Origin of the sequence: Kribbella sp. NBC_01484 (genome assembly GCF_036227145.1) — a bacterium.
Taxonomy (GTDB): Bacteria; Actinomycetota; Actinomycetes; order Propionibacteriales; family Kribbellaceae; genus Kribbella.
Genome location: NZ_CP109437.1, coordinates 4846700 through 4864965, shown reverse-complemented (window position 1 = coordinate 4864965; position 18266 = coordinate 4846700). Strand labels below are relative to the sequence as shown.

At 68.9% G+C, this 18266-nt stretch carries 17 protein-coding genes and 1 pseudogene; 12 read left to right on the top strand and 6 right to left on the bottom strand.

Features of this window, described 5'->3' with window-relative positions; genetic code table 11:
• Nucleotides 1-18: 18 nt before the first annotated feature.
• The 4 genes from OG555_RS23895 to OG555_RS23880 are packed head-to-tail and all read right to left on the bottom strand — an operon-like array spanning nucleotide 19 to nucleotide 5151.
• Nucleotides 19-675, bottom strand: coding sequence for an aspartate/glutamate racemase family protein (locus OG555_RS23895; protein ID WP_329474759.1), 657 nt, complete (start codon nucleotides 673-675; stop codon nucleotides 19-21).
• Nucleotides 672-2660 (bottom strand): glycoside hydrolase family 127 protein, encoded by a 1989-nt coding sequence (locus OG555_RS23890; RefSeq protein WP_329474758.1) that lies wholly within the window; start codon nucleotides 2658-2660, stop codon nucleotides 672-674. Before OG555_RS23890 ends, OG555_RS23895 begins: the two co-directional genes overlap by 4 nt.
• Complete coding sequence (locus OG555_RS23885; protein WP_329474757.1) at nucleotides 2621-3904, bottom strand: four-carbon acid sugar kinase family protein; 1284 nt, start codon at nucleotides 3902-3904, stop codon at nucleotides 2621-2623. Before OG555_RS23885 ends, OG555_RS23890 begins: the two co-directional genes overlap by 40 nt.
• On the bottom strand, nucleotides 3904-5151 hold the full coding sequence (locus OG555_RS23880) for a RuBisCO large subunit C-terminal-like domain-containing protein (RefSeq protein ID WP_329474756.1): 1248 nt from the start codon (nucleotides 5149-5151) through the stop codon (nucleotides 3904-3906). The genes OG555_RS23885 and OG555_RS23880 overlap by 1 nt, the downstream gene beginning before the upstream one ends.
• Before the next feature lie 78 nt (nucleotides 5152-5229).
• On the opposite strand from OG555_RS23880, the gene OG555_RS23875 reads away from it, so the two are divergent.
• The 10 genes and pseudogenes from OG555_RS23875 to OG555_RS23835 all read left to right on the top strand — a co-directional run bounded on the left by OG555_RS23875 (nucleotide 5230) and on the right by OG555_RS23835 (nucleotide 14390).
• Nucleotides 5230-6081 (top strand): phosphogluconate dehydrogenase C-terminal domain-containing protein, encoded by an 852-nt coding sequence (locus OG555_RS23875; protein ID WP_329474755.1) that lies wholly within the window; start codon nucleotides 5230-5232, stop codon nucleotides 6079-6081.
• 51 nt (nucleotides 6082-6132) lie between these two features.
• Complete coding sequence (locus tag OG555_RS23870; RefSeq protein WP_329474754.1) at nucleotides 6133-6858, top strand: FadR/GntR family transcriptional regulator; 726 nt, start codon at nucleotides 6133-6135, stop codon at nucleotides 6856-6858.
• A gap of 173 nt (nucleotides 6859-7031) precedes the next feature.
• Nucleotides 7032-7886, top strand: coding sequence for an alkaline phosphatase family protein (locus OG555_RS23865; protein WP_329474753.1), 855 nt, complete (start codon nucleotides 7032-7034; stop codon nucleotides 7884-7886).
• A gap of 134 nt (nucleotides 7887-8020) precedes the next feature.
• Nucleotides 8021-8194 (top strand): annotated as a pseudogene (locus OG555_RS42900) (MFS transporter); the annotation flags it as partial.
• 151 nt (nucleotides 8195-8345) lie between these two features.
• Nucleotides 8346-9005 carry an MFS transporter gene (locus OG555_RS23860; protein WP_329474752.1) on the top strand — a complete coding sequence of 220 codons (660 nt, stop codon included), beginning with the start codon at nucleotides 8346-8348 and terminating at the stop codon, nucleotides 9003-9005.
• The gene (locus OG555_RS23855) at nucleotides 9002-9835 is read left to right on the top strand and encodes a hypothetical protein (protein WP_329474751.1); all 834 of its coding nucleotides are present in this window, start codon (nucleotides 9002-9004) and stop codon (nucleotides 9833-9835) included. Before OG555_RS23860 ends, OG555_RS23855 begins: the two co-directional genes overlap by 4 nt.
• Nucleotides 9836-10315: 480 nt before the next feature.
• Nucleotides 10316-10765 (top strand): hypothetical protein, encoded by a 450-nt coding sequence (locus OG555_RS23850; RefSeq protein WP_329474750.1) that lies wholly within the window; start codon nucleotides 10316-10318, stop codon nucleotides 10763-10765.
• Nucleotides 10766-10816: 51 nt separating this feature from the next.
• On the top strand, nucleotides 10817-13543 hold the full coding sequence (locus OG555_RS23845; RefSeq protein ID WP_329474749.1) for a helix-turn-helix transcriptional regulator: 2727 nt from the start codon (nucleotides 10817-10819) through the stop codon (nucleotides 13541-13543).
• Between the two features lie 49 nt (nucleotides 13544-13592).
• The gene (locus tag OG555_RS23840; protein WP_329474748.1) at nucleotides 13593-13955 is read left to right on the top strand and encodes a VOC family protein; all 363 of its coding nucleotides are present in this window, start codon (nucleotides 13593-13595) and stop codon (nucleotides 13953-13955) included.
• A 42-nt stretch (nucleotides 13956-13997) separates the two neighbouring features.
• Nucleotides 13998-14390: a VOC family protein gene (locus OG555_RS23835; protein WP_329474747.1), complete on the top strand. Its 393-nt coding sequence runs from the start codon at nucleotides 13998-14000 to the stop codon at nucleotides 14388-14390.
• A gap of 62 nt (nucleotides 14391-14452) precedes the next feature.
• On the opposite strand, the gene OG555_RS23830 is transcribed toward OG555_RS23835, so the two are convergent.
• Nucleotides 14453-14926, bottom strand: a complete 474-nt coding sequence (locus tag OG555_RS23830) for a hypothetical protein (protein ID WP_329474746.1) — start codon at nucleotides 14924-14926, stop codon at nucleotides 14453-14455.
• Between the two features lie 217 nt (nucleotides 14927-15143).
• On the opposite strand from OG555_RS23830, the gene OG555_RS23825 reads away from it, so the two are divergent.
• Together OG555_RS23825 and OG555_RS23820 are read left to right on the top strand one after the other, a co-directional pair.
• Entirely contained in the window at nucleotides 15144-15773 is a 630-nt protein-coding gene (locus OG555_RS23825) for a VOC family protein (protein ID WP_329474745.1), read from the top strand.
• Complete coding sequence (locus OG555_RS23820) at nucleotides 15770-17098, top strand: dihydrolipoyl dehydrogenase family protein (RefSeq protein WP_329474744.1); 1329 nt, start codon at nucleotides 15770-15772, stop codon at nucleotides 17096-17098. Before OG555_RS23825 ends, OG555_RS23820 begins: the two co-directional genes overlap by 4 nt.
• Nucleotide 17099: 1 nt before the next feature.
• On the opposite strand, the gene OG555_RS23815 is transcribed toward OG555_RS23820, so the two are convergent.
• Nucleotides 17100-18185, bottom strand: coding sequence for a hypothetical protein (locus tag OG555_RS23815; RefSeq protein WP_329474743.1), 1086 nt, complete (start codon nucleotides 18183-18185; stop codon nucleotides 17100-17102).
• Between the last annotated feature and the right edge of the window lie 81 nt (nucleotides 18186-18266).

Here is an 18266-nt window from a genome sequence, read left to right as displayed (position 1 = left end):
TACGCCTGCAGGCCGCGTTCACGCGGTCCGCTCGGCGAGGTGAGCGGCCAGGCGGCGTACGCCGCGCTCCGGACTGGTCAGGACCGGCACGGGCACCTGGAGACCCGCGGCCGCCGACGCCATCGATGCCTGGGCCAGGACCACGACGTCACTCGCTGCCGCCCGGTCCTCGATGGCCGCCGCCACCAAGGCGTCGTGACGAGCGCGATCCCCATTGACCGCCGCCTCGAACGCGTCCGGTACGACGGTCTCCTCGATCCTTACGTCGCGACCGAGCAACTCAGCCCGCTCACGCAGGAGCGCGGCCGTCGGCCGCACAGTCGTCCGCAGTGTGGCGACGACACTCACCCGGTCCCCCGCCTGCACGGCTTCGTCCGCCATCGCCTCGTCGACCCGGTAGACCGGGACCCCGAGACGATCGGCGAGTGGCCCGGCGTACTGCGAGATGGACGAGCAGGTGAACAGCACGGCGTCGGCACCGGCGGCGACCGCGGCGTGACCGAGGTCGGCCAGTCGCTGCTCGATCTGCTCGGGCGCCACGCCGTGGCCGAGATCGCCGACGATCTTGTCGTCGAGCAGGTTCTGCACCTCGACGTCCGGGAGCAGTTCGGCGGCGAGACTGGCGAACGCGGGGATGACGACAGCCCCCGTGTGCAGGAAGGCGATGCGCTTCATACGGCGCTCCTCTCGAGGGTGCGGATCAGGGGCAACCAGACGGTCATCCCGCCGTGTCCGCGGTTGGCCCACAGGGCGTACGGGACGAACTGCAGGTCGATGGCACGTGCCGGTGTGCGGTCGAGCTCGGCGTACAGAGGACTTTGCGAGCTGGGGAGGACGGCGGCGGCGACGTGCAGCAGCGCGTGACCCGCGAACATCCCGCCGCCCGGCGTGACCGTGATGTTCGCGTCCTGCGGGATGGCCACGTCCTCGATGCCGGTTCCTTCGGGCAGGTCGGCGCTTTCCAGGCAGTAGACGACCGGGCCACGGACGACGCACACCTGGTTGGTCGCCTCCTCGACGAAATGGTGAGCGGTCAGCAGGCGCGGCCGCAGCGGAATCCGAACGGTGACCGCATCGCGATGCCACTCGCGGTCGAGGACGACATAGCCGCGGTCCATCGCGGCCGGCTCGATCGGAGAGCCGTCGATCTCAACGCGGTCGGCCCAACCCGGCACACGGATGCGTAGTTGCCCGCGAACCGGACGCTCCGCCTCGACGGCCAGCTCGATGTCACCGGAGACCGGGAAGTCCGTCCGTTGCCGCACCGTCACGGGCACGCCGCCGAAGCTCGTGCGGACCTCGCCGCTCACGAACTGATGGACCCACAACTCGTCACGGCCTTGCCCGTAGACGTAGTACGGCAACTCCGCCATGACCCGCGCGATGTTCGGCGGGCAGCAGAAGCAGGCCTGCATGTACTCCTGGCGTTCCCGTCGGTCCGACGGCGGTGGGGCGACGTCCTTGGGATCGCCCGGCCTGCGCAACGGGTAGGTGAGGCCGCGAACCTGCCGGAGTGGGTTGACGTAGAAGTACGTCGACCCCTCGTACCCGACCATCGCCGGCAGCGCGTTGAACAGCACTCGCTCGATCTCGTCGGCGTACTTCGCGTCCCCCGTGCGGATCAGCATCCGCCAGGCCCAGAACACCAGACCGAGCGACGCACAGGACTCGTTGTAGGCCGTTGTGTGCGGCAACTGATAGGGCCGGCCGTACGACTGGTGCACCTTGGTCACCGAGTAGTAGTCCTGGCCGGCGTCGGGCGAGGCTCCGTCGTACAGCGCGCCGCAGCCGCCGGTGACGTACAGCTTGCTCGACACCAGGTCGTCCCAGATGCTGTCCAGCGCCGCGACGACCGCTGTGTCTCCGGTCTCCACCGCGTAGTCCGCCATCCCGGCATAGAGGTAGTTGGCGCGGACCGAGTGACCCACGGCCCGGCGCTGGCCTCGTACCGGCAGTACGTCCTGGTTGTCGTCTGTGCCCGCGCCGCCCTTGCCGCCGTGCAGGTCGAGCAGCATCGCCGCCAGTTCGAGATGCCGGCGGTCACCGGTGATCCGGTAAAGCTCGACGACACCCATGTAGTGCGACGGGCAGACGTTGCACTCGGCCAGCCGCTCCGGCTTCTGTACGGCGAGGAAGTCGGCGACCCGGATCGCGACAGCCACGAGGGTGTCGTCGCCGGTGACGCGGTGATGAACGCAGGCGAGCGTCATCAGGTGCCCGAAGTTATAGGTCTCGAAATCGGTGCCGATGGCAAGTGGTTCGACGTCGCCGCCGTGGCGCCGGGCGATCTGGGTCTTGGTGTGCAGGTACCCGTCCTCGCGCTGCGCCCGGGCGATGACCTTGGCCGCCTCGGCGACGGCCGACCGCAGCTCCGGATCCTCCGTCTCGGCCGCCGCGACGGTCGCCGCCTCGAGCCACTTGTAGAGATCGCCGTCCATGAACGGCGGCCCGTTGTGCTCGCCCGGTACGTCACCAGCGGCAACCCGGAAGTTCTCGCCGGCATGCGCGGTGGCCGGATCGAACATGATCGCGCCCATCGACGGAATGGTCTTCTCCAGGGCACGGTGGCGCAGCGCTGCCAAGGGTCCGTCGCCCGCGAGTGACACCGCGGCCACCGAGGTCAGTCGAGCGTGAGCGCTGGCACCGGTGTCGGTGAGCATGCAGCCTCCTTCAGGGAGCGACCATGGCGGATGTCGTCGAAGAGCGAGGTGTGCCCCATCTGCCCGCCCTTGAGGACGAGCTCGACCTTTTGCAGGTGCGCGGCGGGACCGCTCGCGTGGCAGAGCACGACGTTGCCCCACGGACGGGCCGCGATCCCGAGCCGTTCGACCCCGAGGCGGCGCAGCACGTTGCCGGACGTGTCGCCCCCGGAGAGCACCAGACGGGTGTTCTGCTGCCGGCGCAGGCTGCTGTCGGCGATCGCGGCCAACCTGTGTTCGACTTCGGCGCTGGGAACGGACCGATCGGTCATCGACGAATCCACGAGCACACTCGCACCTGCTCGGAGTGCGGCCAGGACAAGTCGCGCCGTGTCCTCCGCGAACAGGTCCAGTACGGGCCATCCGGCCGCGGTCGCCGCGTCGACCTGCACTCGGGTGAGCCGGGAGCGACTACCGTTCAGGACCAGGGTGGGGCCGGTCGCCGGCTCGACGTCCGTCGGGAGCGGTGGCAACCGATCGCTGACTTGCAAGTGCCGTCCGAGCGCGCCGCTGATCCCACCTGAGCCGATGACGAACCGCTGTCCCGTTCGGCCGGTGAGGATCGCGGCAGCCAGCCGGTCCAGCTCCTCGTCACTGATCGCATCACAGACGACGCCGGACTCGTCCGCCTCGTCGAGCAGGCGTCTCAGTTGCACGGGAGCGCCGTACAACGGCCAGTGCGCACCGCCGATCGCCAGCTCAGTCTGCGCGCCGAGGTGCAGTCGCAGGTCGGACTCGCGCACCGGCGTCACTGGATGCGAGCTCATGGTCGGCTGCCGGTCAAGGCGGAAGACAACGTCGTGATCGCGCGCGAAGTGGTGACTGAAGAAGGTGTACCGGCCGGCATCGGGCTGGGCGAACACAATAGGCACCGGGGCCGAAGGGAACAGCTCGACCGCCAGCTCGAGCACGCGACCGATGCTTCCCGTCTGCGGTGCTGAGTCTGCGGTCGAACACGCCTTGTACTGAACGACTCTGGTGCCGAGCCCGCGGAGCCGGCGCAGGGCGGGAACGACCTCGGCACCCATCTCGCCGGTCGGCAGGGACCGCGCTGTGCCGGCGATACCGACGACGTCCGTCGCATTGACGTCGACCTCGACGTCGGGCCGGGTCACGAGGACGCCCGACAGTCCGGCGCGACGGAACTGCAGGAGCGCGTCGACCGAACCGGTGAGGTCGTCACCGTAGAAGGCGGCAACGGCCATCACGCTCTCCCGAACGTGTTCAGCGCGGCGGCCAAGGCGGGGACCGCGGCGGCGCGCTGGTCCAGCGGCTCACCGGATGTCGCCGCCTCCCAGGCCTCCCGCATCGCGAGCACTCCGGCGGCCGATCCCTGTGGGTGACCGTGGATTCCACCCCCGGAGAGAACGAGCAGGTCAGTGCTCCGCGTCCGCGCGTACGTCGTATGGGCGAGCCCCGGGGTCTGCGCCGAGGACAGGACGGGCAGCGCCTCGTACCCACCGAGCAGCGGCGCGCGCACCGCTGCGATCGAGGCCAGCACCTCGTCGTCGGTCTCGTAGAACTTGTTCGCGAACCCGTTGGTGTGCAGGTGATCCGCGCCGGCGATCCGGGCGAGTTTCTGCCAGACCCGGAAGTCGATGCCCAGCTGCGGCGAACGGGCGTACGCGCCGTACATCGCCCGATGCCCATGGATGGGCAGCTGCGTACGCCGGCTCAGGTACTCCAGTCCAGCGAGCCCGACCAGGTTCACGCAGACCATGACGCAGGTCCCGCCGGCGGCGAGCACCAGGTCGTGGTTCGGCTCGAGCCGGTCGATGTCGTCGGTGATGTTGAAGGCGTACATCGGCTGCCGGCCGTTGCGATCGGCAACTTCCTTCAGGGCGTCCGTCACCACCCGCACCCGCTCCCGCAGGGGCAGGCCGGGCGGATTGCCCTGGAGCTCGTCGTCCTTGATGAAGTCGATTCCGGCATCGCCGAGCTCGATGACGAGCTGGGCGAGCTGTGCACCGCTGAGACCGATGCTGGGCTTCACGATCGTGCCGATCATCGGGCCGTCCGGCCGATCGAGCAGGCGTCGCGTCCCCACGACCCCGAAGCGCGGCCCCGGGTACCGCTCGGCGAAGGCTGCGGGCAGCTCGAGATCGACCAGCCGCAGCGCCCCGACGTCGCGCAACTCGAACAGGTTGCCGGCCACGGCGGCCAGAAGGTTCGGTATCGAGGGCCCGAAGTTCGCCAGCGGAAACCGGACCGTCACGCGGCCTCGGCGTACGTCGTGAGGGTCGCCGGTCATCCCCGGAAGTGGCGGACGTCCGCTGGGCGGCAGTTCGTCGACGGCCACGACCTGCGCGGCATGGCGGGCCCGCAGTTCGTCGCTCTCGCGGGCGACGCGGACGAACGTGCCGCAGGACTGCTCAGCCGCGATCACCTCGGCAGCTCGGTCCAGCGGGACCGCGCTCTCGATCTCGTAAACAGCCGTCACGTAGTCGGACACGGGGCTCAGATTGACACGTTTCAGACAAATTGGTCAACCAGTTGACCGATCTTTCCCAGGGACCTACATTCGGGTGTCATGAGCACGCAGCAGGAGACAGTCGTCGTCATCGGAGCGGGCGGCAGGATGGGCCAACGGGTCTCGGCGAATCTCGCAACCAGCCCGTACCAGGCCTTGTACTGCGAGACGTCGGCAACCGGCATCGAGCGGGTGAACGCGGCGGGGCGGACCGTCACCGCCGCCGCCACAGCCGTGCCCCAGGCGGATGTCGTCGTACTCGCGACCCCGGACACCGTGCTCGGTCAGGTCTCGCACGACGTCGTTCCGCTGATGAGGGACGGGACAGTCCTCCTCACCCTCGACCCCGCGGCTGCCTACGCCGGCCTGCTCGCAACCCGGGACGGCGTGACCCAGGCCGTCGCACACCCGTGTCACCCGTCGGTGTTCCTCGAGTGGACCAGCGCCGAGCAGTGGGCCGACACGTTCGGAGGGGTCAGCGCACCTCAGGATGTCGTCGCAGCCGTCGAAGACGCTGCAAGCCAGGGTCGGGTCGAGGAGGTCATCCGGGTCATCTACGGCCCGGTCCTCGACGTCCACTGGGTCACGGTGAAGCAGCTCGCCGTACTGGAGCCCACTCTCGTCGAGACCGTCGCCTGCATGGTCGGCACGCTGCTCAAGGAGGCGCTGGCCGAGACCGTGCACACCGTCGGCGTGCCCGAACCGGCGGCCCGGGCGATGCTGTACGGGCATGTCCAGATCGCCCTCACGAACGCCCTGCGCGGATCGCACTCGTTCTCCGAGGCCTGTGAGATCGCGATAGCCTACGGCCGCGAGACGATCATCAAGGATGACTGGAAGCGCATCTTCGACGACGGCGAGCTCGATCGGGTGATCACCAGAATGCTTCGTCTCGAGCCGTCGACCCGGTGAGGGTGTGCCGGGAGCCGGCGGCGGCGACGCCGCGCTGAGGGGGCGGGCGATGTGAGCGAGGGGCAAGGCACGCCGTTCATCCGAACGCGGTTCCGGCCGGTCCAGCGCCTGTCCACCGCGAGTCTGGTTGCCCGCCAGCTGATCGAGCAGCTCGGCGCCGAGCACATCCCGGTCGGGGCCAGGCTGCCGTCCGAGCGGGATCTCGCGCAGATGCTCGGAGTGGGCCGATCGACGCTGCGCGAGGCGATCGCCGCGCTGGAGTTGCTCGGCCTGGTCGACATCCGCCCGGGCTCCGGCTCGTATCTGCGAGCGGACAGCACACAGCTGCTGGCACAGGCTCTCGAGTGGAGCCTGGCGCTGGGCGAGCCCGAGATCGGCGACCTGGTGGAGGTGCGCGAACAACTGGAGCTGCTCGCGGCCCGGCTCGCCACCGGGCGGGCCGACGAGGCCCAGCTCGAGCGTCTCCGCGAGCACGTCGACCGGATGCGTGACGCGGGCGACGACGTCGAGGCATTCGTGGCGGCAGACATCGCCTTCCATCTCGAGATCGCCACCATCGCGCAGAACGTCGTACTGCACAGTCTGCTCACCAGCATCCAGTCGCTGCTGGCCGACTGGTTCGATCGGACGCTGCGGGTCCCGGGGACCATCGAGGCCACGCTGGCCGAGCATCAGGCCGTCTTCACCGCGATCCAGCAGGGCGACCCGGACGCGGCTGAGACCGCCATGGCCACCCTGATGACCGCCGCCGACCACCGCGTACGCCGCTCTCGCTGAGCGGCCGCCTCACGCTGTGCGAGCAGGCGGATCGTCTGAGCGATCGCGCGCTGTTCACCTCGCGCACATCTGAGGTGCTCGCAGCATTCGGCCTGGAGCGGCCGTCGGCTCTCAGGATTGGCCGCGACCCTGACCGTCCGATCAGGGTCCGCCCATCCTTGTGAGGAGGATTCGTGATACGGAAGCGCATTGCGGCCGCGGTCGCGGTCGCGGCGGCTCTCATCGCCTCGGCGACGGCGATCACCACCGCCACCTCGCCCACCGCGCAAGCGGCGGCGAGCGTGCCGGTGTTCGATCACCTCGTGCTGGTGATGTTCGAGAACCACGCGTACTCGCAGCTCAACGGCAGCTCCAGTGCCCCGTACTTCAACAGCCTGGCCGGCCAGGGCGCGAAGTTCACCCAGTCGTACGGCGTCACCCACCCCAGCGAGCCCAACTACCTGGCGATCTTCTCCGGGTCGACCCAGGGCGTCACCGACGACAGCTGCCCGCACACCTACAGCGGCAACAACCTCGGCAAGCAGCTGATCACGGCGGGCAAGACCTTCAAGGGCTACTCCGAGAGCATGCCCTCCGACGGATACACCGGCTGCTCGAGCGGCCAGTACAAGCGCAAGCACAACGGCTGGGTCAACTTCACCACCGTGCCCGCCGCCAGCAACCTCAGGTTCACGGCCTTCCCGAGCTCGGCGAACTACGCCAGCCTCCCGACCGTCTCCTACGTCACCCCGAACATGTGCAACGACATGCACGACTGCTCGGTCAGCACGGGTGACACCTGGCTCAAGAACAACCTGGACGCGTACGCGCAGTGGGCGAAAACGCACAACAGCCTGCTGATCGTCACCTTCGACGAGGACAACGGCGGATCGTCGAACCACATCCTCACCACGTTCGTCGGCGCCCACACCCAGGTCGGCTCGTTCTCCAACCAGATCAACCACTACAACGTGCTGAGCACGATCGAGAGCGCCTACGGCCTCTCGCATCTGAACTCGGCTCCGGAAATCATCAACGTGTGGAACTGACAGCCACCGTGTACCTCTCCACGATCGACCAGTCGCGCGCCGCGAACAAAGGTCCGCGGCGCGCGCTGTTCCTGGTGAGCGGCAACGTGTTCGCGCTCGGCGCGGTCAGCCTGATCACCGACATCTCCTCGGAGATGGTGACCGCGGTTCTGCCGGTCTACCTGGTGCTCGGCCTGCACTTGAGCCCGACCGTGTACGGCGTTGTCGACGGCACGTACACCGGTGCGACCGGCCTGCTGCGGCTTGTCGGCGGGTACGTCGCCGACCGGGCGAGCCGCCGTAAGTTCATCGCCGGCCTCGGCTACGGGCTGTCGGCGGTGGCCAAACTGGGACTGTTTGCCGCGGGCAACGCTGTCGGCGTGATCGGTGCGGTGATCGCGATCGACCGTACCGGCAAGGGCCTGCGTACGGCGCCGCGCGACGCAGTGTTCATGGCCAGCTTCTGTATCGCCGCGTTGGGTGCTGGTGCTCGTGCTGTTCGTCCGGGACCGCCGCGACGAACAGCCACCCAAGGGCACGGTGGCGCTGTCCGCGCTAGGTGGCCTGCTGCGGATGGCTCCGGTGCGGCGGTTGGTGGTCGCCGCGGGCCTGGCCGGTCTGGTGACCATCGGCGACGGATTCGTCTACTTGCTACTGCAGCGGCGGGAAGAGCTGGGCATCGGCTGGTTCCCGTTGCTTGCCGTGGGCACCAACTTGTCCTACCTGCTGCCGGCCACACCGCTGGGCGTACTGGCCGACAAGATCGGCCGGCTGAAGGTGGTGCTCGGCGGCTACACCGCACTCGTGCTGGTGTACCTGCTGCTGTTCGGACCGGTCGGCGGTTGGCCGCTGCTCGTGATGGTGCTCGCGCTGTACGGACTCTTCTACGCCTCCACGGACGGAGTGCTGATGGCACTGGCGGGACCGGTGCTGCCGGTGGCTCTGCGTACGACGGGAATCGCGCTGATCCAGACTGGACAGGCGTTGTCCTACTTGGTCTCCTCGGTGCTCTTCGGACTCGCGTGGACCGTGTGGGGACCTGCGAGCGCGACCAGGATCGCCGCGGCACTGGTCGCCGTGGCGGTGCTCGCAATCGCCCTGCTGCTCCGCGGCATCCGGGCCACGGAGAAGCAGGCGTGACGCGCCGGTTGCTGGTCGCCCTCCTCGGGGCGCTGCTGCTGACCGCGGTCGCAGTCGGGTACGGCGCATTCACGATGACCCGTGATGACACGCCGGTGGCCGCGGCGACCAACGGGCTGAGCCTCACGGGCGGGCCGCGGATCCTGTTCCGCAGTACTGCGCCGGACAGCATGGGTCATCTGGCGCTGGTGGCGAAGAACCATCCGGACGGGCCGCGCTCGGTGTCCACGCTGAGCTGCCTGCGCGTGTACGCCGCCGGCGGCACCGGCGCTTGTCTACGCCAAGACGGCGCGCTCAGCACGTTCCAGGTCGCCATCCTCGACAAGAACCTCCAAGTGGAGAGAGCCATTCCGCTCGTCGGCGTCCCGAACCGCACCCGGGTATCCGCGGATGGACGCATGGTGGCCTGGACGGTGTTCGTTGCCGGGGACTCGTACAACCACGGACGGTTCTCCACCCGCGCGGGACTGATCGACCTCGAGAACGAGGACACCGTCGACTCACTCGAGTTTCTCTCGGTGACTCTGGACGGCCACCCCTACACCGCCGCCGATCTCAACTTCTGGGGCATCACGTTCGCCCGCGGCGACGACAACCACTTCTACGCCACGATGTCCACCGCCGGACACCGCTACCTGGTGCAGGGAGACATCGCCGCCAAGACCATCCGCACCATCACCCAGAACGTCGAATGCCCGTCCCTGTCCCCCGACGGCAAACGCATCGCCTTCAAATCAGCGATCAACGGAGACCCAGCCAACGGCTGGCGCCTCTCCGTCCTCGACCTGGCTTCAGGCGCACGGACCCCCTGGCCGAAACCCGCACCGTAGACGACCAACCCTCCTGGCTGGACCCCGACACCATCGCCTACGCCATCCCCCGAGCCCCCGCCGACGCCGACATCTGGACCGTCCCAGCCGACGGCACGGGCACCCCACACCTCCTCATCCCCCACGCCGAATCCCCCGCCCCACTCGGCTAGTGCCGCGGCAAGCAAGCTTGGCGAGGTAATCCGGCGTGACCATCGCCCCGAAGCCGCCCCCCGGCGGCCAGATGCGGGGTTCTCCCCTCATCTGGCCCCTTCACCCCCGGCATGCGGTGGGTAGAAGGGTGCATCTGCGAGGTTCTCCCCTCAAATTGACCCGCGTGGCTGGGACGCCCAGTGCGGTAACGGCCTCAATGGTTCTTGGCGAGGCGCAAGCTCTGCACGAAGCCGAACGCGGGCCCGTGGGAGCTACTGGTGCGATGCGTGGTCTGGGTGCGGGAGTGTGTGGTCAGTGCGGGACTGACCACACCGAGAAGGAGCACACATGCCCACGATTCGGCTGCATGCGACCACGACCTCGACGCCTGAGCAGTTCGTCAACGGGCTGACGGACTTCGGGCCGGGGCGTGCGGAACTCTTCGGGAACAGCACCGACGAGTATCTCGTGGTCCACAGCCGCGGCGATCACGACGCCGACGTCACCGAAGGGTCCGCCGGAATCTGGGAACGGCTGCACTACGACTGGTCCGACCCGAACCACGTCGTCCTGACCACCACCGACTCCAACATGTGGGGCGGAAGGTCCGGCCACACGTATGACCTCACGCCGCAGCCCGACGGAACGACGGCGATCGACGTCACGGTCGTGCGCGAGGGCAAGAACCTCAAAGGACGCGCGCTCGGAGTCGTCGTCGGCATCGTCGGCAAGCGCCTCCTGGCCAAAGCCTTCGCGAACACGGTCAAGGCCATCGAAGCCCGAAACACCAAGGGCTGATCCGTCGGCGTTGCGTTGGGTGGATCTCGGGTGCAAGCCTGAGGCGTGGCGATGGCGGATCGTGAACTGAGGGGCCGGTTGCGGGAGCGCGCCGTACTGGACCGGATGATCGACGCGGCGCGGCAGGGTCGGAGCGAGGCCCTGGTTCTGCGCGGTGAGGCGGGAGTCGGGAAGTCGGCGCTCCTGGACGCCCTGGTGGCACGCGTCAACGGCTGCCAGGTCGCGCGCACCGTCGGGATCGAGTCCGAGATGGAGCTCGCGTACGCCGGTCTCCATCAGCTCTGCCGCCCCTTTCTCGACGGGATGGAGCGGCTGGCGCGGCCGCAGCACGAGGCCCTCGGTACGGCGTTCGGCCTGCTGAGCGGGACGGCGCCGGATCGATTCCTGGTCGGCCTCGCCGTACTGAACCTGCTGTCCGACGCGGCCGCCCACCAGCCGGTGCTGTGCGTCGTCGATGACGCCCAGTGGCTCGACCTGATGTCGGCGCGGATCCTCGCGTTCGTGGCCCGGCGGCTGGAGGCGGAATCCGTGGTCATGGTCTTCGCCGTCCGCGACGGAGAGGACCACGAGCTGTCCGGACTCGCGGAGCTCGAAATCCGGGGGCTCGACGACGCCGACGCGCGGGCACTGCTGGATTCGGTGCTGCCGGGGCCGGTCGACCCGCGCGTCCGCGACCGGATCGTGGCCGAGACGCGCGGCAACCCGCTGGCCCTGCTCGAACTGCCCCAGGCCTGGACCGCGGCAGAACTGGCGGACGGCCTGAGTGCGGGCACGCTGGCCGGCCGGATCGAGGAGAGCTTCGTACGGCGGCTCGAAGCCCTCCCGCCGGACACCCGGCTCCTGCTCCTGACCGCCGCGGCCGAGCCACTCGGTGACGCACCCCTGCTCTGGCAAGCGGCCGAACGACTCGGCCTGGGCGCCGACCCGGCAGCAGGAGCCATCGAGTCGGGACTGATCAGCTTCGGCCAGCACATCGCCTTCCGGCACCCGTTGGTGCGCTCGGCGGCGTACCGGATGGCCACCGCCCGGGATCGGCAGGCAGTGCATCAGGCGCTCGCCGAGGTGACCGATCCCGACCTCGATCCGGATCGGCGCGCGTGGCACTGGGCCCAGGCATCCGCGCGACCGGACGAGCAGGTCGCGGCCGAGCTCGAACAGTCGGCGCGCAGAGCGCAGGCCCGCGGCGGCTTCTTCGCCGCCGGCACCTTCCTCGAGCGCTCCGCGGAGTTGACCCCCGAGCCCGCCCGCAGGGCTCAGCGAGCACTTGATGCGGCAGTGGCGAAACGCAGTGCCGGCGCCCTCGACGCGGCGCTGAGCCTGCTCGGAGCCGTGACCGCCGGGCCACCGGACGCGCTGCGGGTGGCGGAAGTCGAACGGCTGCGCGGATCGATCGCCTTCGACCAGGGACGCGCCCGTGAAGCCGCCCGGACCCTGCTCAACGCCGCCAAGCAACTCGACCGGCACGATCCCGGCCGGGCGCGCGTGGCCTACCTCGAGGCGATGTCGGCCGCTATCTGGGCCAGCGGTCCCGATGCGCCGGGCATTCTCGCGTTCGCGGCAGCCGAGGCTCCTCCCCCACTGGCCTCGGAGCCACCGGCCGACGTTCTGCTCCAGGCACTCGCGCTCCGCTTCACCCGCGGCTACCCGGCAGCCGCGCCGCACCTCACCAAGGCCCTCGACCAGGCACGCGAAGCCCAGATCGACGCCGAGAACATCGGGGACTGGCTCTGGCTCGCCGGCAACCGCGCCAGTGGCATCATCGCGGTCGAGGTCTGGGACTTCGACGCCGCCCACGAACTCGCGCTCAGACAGGACCGGATGGCCCGCGAGACCGGCGCGCTCGTGCAGCTGCAGTTCGCACTCAACTTCCGTGCCAACCTGTTGTGTCTGACCGGCGATCTGCAGGCAGTCGGCTACCTGGTCGAGGAGGACCGCGACCTCGCCTCGGCGACCGGCAACCCCGTGGTCGGATACGCCAGGCTTCTGCTCGAGGCCTACCGAGGCGACGAGACGACAGCGACCGCGCTGATCGACGCCACCGCCCGGGAGGCCACCGCACGCAGCCAGGGCCGGATGGCAGCCTTCGCGACGTACGCGAACTCCGTCCTGCACAACGGCCTCGGCCGGTACGACGCCGCCCGCGACGCCGCGCTGCAGGTGTTCGAGCAGGATGTCCTCGGGTACGGCGTACTGGTCGTCGGCGAACTCGCCGAGGCGGCATCCAGGACGGGCGACACCAAACTCGTCGAGACAGCACTCGCCTGGCTGACCGAGCGCACCACGGCCACCCCGACAGACTGGGGACGGGGAATCGAGGCGCGCGCCCGTGCGCTCCTGGCCTCGGACGAGACCGCCTACCGCGACTCGATCGAGCACCTCGGCAGAACACCACTCCGCGTCGAGATCGCCCGAGCCCACCTCTTGTACGGCGAATGGCTACGGCGCGAGGGACGTCGCCTGGACGCCCGGGAACAGCTGCGCACCGCCCATGAACAACTGACCGAGATGGGACTCGGGGCCTTCGCCGAGCGGGCCCGCCACGAACTGCTCGCCACCGGCGAGACGGTCCGCAAGCGCCGACCGGACACACTCAACGACCTGACCGCGCAGGAAGCGCAGATCGCCGGGCTCGCCCGCGACGGCATGACCAATCCCGAGATCGCGGCCCAGCTGTTCATCAGCCCCCGCACCGTGGAGTGGCATCTCCGGAAGACGTTCTCCAAGCTGGGGATCACCTCTCGCCGGCAGCTCAAAGGTGCACTGGCCCGGATCGGCTGACGAACACCAGTGGTTTCCACGGACGCGACGCCGTACGGCGGAGCCGACCATGGGCCTCGTGGACAGCAAACTCGAGGCAATCGTCGTTCCGGTATCCGATGTGGACCGGAGCCGGCATTTCTACCGTGCCCTGGGGTTCCGGCTGGATCGCGACGATGCAGCCGGGGGTGTGCGGGTCGTTGCACTGACTCCGCCGGGCTCATCGTGCTCGATTCTCATCGGCACGGGCATCTGCTCGGCCACGCCGGGTTCGTCCTGCGGCCTGTTGCGGGTGGATGATCTCGAGGCGGCCTGTGCCGAGCTCCAGGCTCGTGGCGCGACGCTGCGGCCCGCCTCCCGGTGGCCGACCGGCGTCCCTTACGTGGAGTTCGACGATCCCGACGGCAACCGGTGGCTGCTGGTGGGGAGTTGAGTTCTGCGGGCTCGTGCCGCTTACTGTGGCCAGGAGGTGGCGATGCCCGCACTCGATGCTGTTTCACACCTTTCGCTGACCGTGACCGACCCAGGGCGTAGTGCCGACTTCTACAACCGGGTGCTCGGTACCGAGACCCTGTTCTCGTCGAGCGGCGGCCCCTTCAGCCTGGTGGTGGTCGCCCGTCAGGGGCTGATGATCGCCCTGCGCGACCATCCGGGGATGACGGATCAGGGCTTCGACCCGAGCCGGATCGGGCTCGACCACGTCGCGTTCCAGGTGCCGTCCCGCGCCGACCTGGAAGCCTGGCACACCAACCTCGCCGCGGCAGGTGTCGCCTGCTCGGAGATCGAGGTCAGTCCGTTCGGGCTGCACCTCAACCTGAAGGATCCCGACAACATCGCCATCGAGCTCTTCGTGTCCGAGCCCACCTGACCACGAAAGCCGGCCGGAGCACGAGGCTCCGGCCGGCTTTCAGGTAGGACGATGGCCGATCGTCACACCTCGGCCCGGTTCGCCGGGGCGGCCGGGATGTTGCGTGCCTCGATGGCCCGGACCGTCTCGTCGAAGGCCTTGGCCAGCACGCGCTTGCCGCCGAAGGCGAACACGAACGCGAGCAGGTGGCCCTTGAGGTTCTTGCCTTCGCGCACGATCACGACATCGATCTCGGTCGCGCCGTCCGCGTGCCGCTTGAACGTGTAGGTGTGACCTGAGGCGCCGCCCCAGAGGTTGGAGTCCACGGTCGTCAGGACGACGTGGTTCGGGTCGGACCAGTTGTAGTGCAGGCGTTCCCAGACGCCGCCCGAGCCCTCGGTGACATCGGCGTACCCGGGTCCCTGGTCGTGCACCTTCAGATAGTCGTCGTGGCTGTTGGGGAAGAGCTTCGAGCGGCCGGGCCCGAAGTCGGTGAGCCCGGCGATGAACTGCTCGGGCGTCGCGGTGGTGATCTCGGTGAAGTGAATGGTGGTCATCGGTCTTTCCGTTTCTCGAAGGGGTACCGCTACCACCAATCTGCGGCGACCGTTCCGCCATCACCCCAGTGGAAACCACGGGTCCACCCCCCAGCCAAGCCTGTCCAGCGTTTGACCACCTTCGGCCAGGCCCGGGACCAGTGAGGATCACTGGCGCGAAGCCGCCGGCGGAGCGGCATAGTCGTCAGGGAAAGCCCACACACACCAGGAGGACATAGTGAGCACCGATCTCAAGCTCGAGGCCGTCGTCATCCCCGTCAGCGACGTCGACAAGGCGAAGGCGTTCTACGAGCAGCTCGAGTGGCGGCTCGACGCCGACTTCGCGTTCGACAACGGCTTCCGGGTGGTCCAGTTCACGCCGCCGGGCTCGCCGGCGTCGGTCCAGTTCGGCTCGAACATCACCTCGGCCGCGCCGGGCTCGGCCCGGGGTCTGTACCTGGTCGTCTCCGACATCGAGGCCGCACGGAACGAACTCGCCGCTCACGGCATCGAGGTCAGCGCGGCGTTCCACCCCAAGACGCCAGGGGCCCAGTTCCAGCCCGACACCAGCGACCGGATCGCCGGACCGGCCGACGAACGCGCCAGCTACAGCTCGTTCGCGACGTTCAGCGACCCGGATGGCAACACCTGGCTCCTGCAGGAAATCACGACGCGACTCCCCGGCCGCATCGACTCGGGTGAGACGTCGTACTCCTCGGTCAGCGACCTGCAGCAGGCTCTGCAGCGGGCGGCGGCAGCCCACGGCGAGCACGAGAAGCGCAACGGCGGCCAGTTCGACGAGCAGTGGCCCGAGTGGTACGCCACCTACATGGTCGCCGAGCAGTCGGGCCAGGAACTCCCGCAATGACCGACTACGACGTCATCGTCATCGGCGGCGGCTCCCCCGGCGAACACACCGCCGGAGCCCTCGCCGGGGGCGGCCTGCGGGTGGCAATCGTCGAGCGTGAGCTCGTCGGCGGCGAATGCTCGTACTGGGCGTGCATCCCGTCCAAGACCCTGCTGCGTCCGGGCGAGGCCGCGCACGCCGCGAACGACGCGGCCGCTCCCGCGACTGTCGACGTCGAGGCGGCGCTCGCCTGGCGCGACTTCATGGTGTCGGACTACTCCGATGCCGGCCAGGAGAAGTGGCTCGCGGACAACGGCATCGACCTGATCCGCGGCCGCGGACGCCTGGCCGGCCCGGGTGTCGTCGATGTCGACGGCCGCCGCTACACCGCGGATCACATCGTGCTCGCGAACGGCGCCGAACCCATCGTGCCGCCCGTCCCGGGCCTGCGTGAGCTCGACGGCCTCTGGACGAACCGCGAGGTGACGGGCATGAAGGCGGTCCCGCGCCGGCTGCTGGTCCTCGGCGGCGGTCCGGTCGGCGTCGAGATGGCCCAGGCGGTCCGCCGTCTCGGCGGCGAGGTCGTGGTCGTCGAGGCCGCGGAGCATCTGCTGCCGCGCGAGGCCGCACCACTCGGTGAGGCACTCGTCGAGGTGCTGCGCGGTGACGGGATCGAGCTCGTCCTGGGGGTCAAGGCGAGCGAGGCCCGGCGCGACGGCGACGACTACGTGCTCGTCCTGGACGACGGACGCGAACTCCGGGGCGACCGGCTGCTGGTCGCCACCGGCCGCCGACCGCGAGTCGACGGGATCGGACTCGAGACGATCGACGTCAAGGCAGGCGCCCACGGCGTACCGGTCGACGCTCGACTCCAGGTCGTCCCAGGCGTCTGGGCCGTCGGCGACGTGACAGGACTCTGGCAGTTCACCCACGTCGGCAAGTACCAGGGCCGGGTCGTGGCGGCCAACATCCTCGGCGAATCCAGGTCGGCCAACTACGACGCCGTACCGCGGGTCGTCTTCACCGACCCACAGGCCGCCGCCGTCGGCACCACCGACAGCCGCCACAGCGCGACCGTCGCACTGCGCGATGTCGCGAAGACCGCGACGTACACCCACAAGTACGCCGAGAGCAACGGATTCCTGACGCTCCTGAGCGACGGCGAACGGCTCACCGGCGCCTACGCGCTCGGCCCCGAGGCCGGCGAATGGCTGCAGCAGGCGACCCTCGCCATCCGGGCGCGCATCCCACTCGACGTCCTGCTCGACACCATCCAGCCGTTCCCGACCTTCTCCGAGATCTACCTCGACGCGCTCAAGGCCCTGCGTGCACACATCACGGCGTAAGTCAGGTGGTGGTTTCGGTCTTCGCCATCTCGACGCGGTAGTCGTGGATCGGGCGGTAGCGGTCGTAGAGGGTCGTCAGGATGCTGAACAGGAAGACGAAGAACAGCGTGTCCGTCAACTGCAGGCGGCCCTCACCTCGCGTCAGCAGCAGGTCGGCGACCGCGACCAGGACGACGTTCGTCGCGAAGACGACCGCGAACGACACCCCGGCCGACTCCCACGAGTGGCCGCGCTTCGCCGCCCACAGTCCGAGCCCGGCGTTGACGATCGCGTAGAAGGCGACCGCGAGGAAGATCTGCAGGCTGGACGCCTCGACCCCGGGCAGGACCCGGCCGTAGATCACGCTGATCAGTCCGATCAGGAAGATCTTCTCCAGCGCCGCCTCGTCGAAGACCTTCCGGTGCTCGGCCTGGAACGCGGCCCGCTCGCGCGCCTCGTCGATCCCGGCCGGCAACGGGTCGGCCGCGAGCCGCAGGGACCAGTCGGTCTGCGGCAGCCGCGGGCGGACGACGAACCACAAGACCGCGATCAGCAAGAGGATGCCGGCGGCGAGCGCCGGACCGAACCAGGGCACGTCTCTGATCGTGTCGGTGACGTCGAGCTGCGCGATGTGTACCCAGTACTCCTGCGGCAACTTGATGAACACCCAGATCGCGCCGGCGACGATCGCCCAGAACTTGAATCCCCACCGCAACGGGTTCCACCGGGTACGCACCGTCTCGTAGGCGATGAAGAAGTACTCGAACGTGTTCGGGAACACCAGCAGCAGCCAGCGCAGGCCGGTCAGCTCGAACGCCACGACACCGATCTGGCGGTAGAAGAACAGGAACCGGTTGATCCGGAACGCGGGATGACTCGTCCAGTTCCGCAGGCTCGCCGTGTACGCCACGGACAGGTAGAACACGTCCATCGCCTTGTCGTAGCTCTGGTAGAACGGCGGATTGAAACCGAACGCCTGAAAGATCGACTGGTCGGCCGCGTCCAGCACCAGGCAGCCGATGATCGCGGGCAGCGGATACTTCGGGATGAACAGGGGCAACACGAAGCGTGCCGTCACCACGCTCCAGAAAACGACGTCGACGCTCATCGACCCATCCCACTGGACAGCCACTCGTGGAACGATCGTAGGCGCGATGCGCGCAAGGTCCCAGACCGCGTGAAGTCGAGG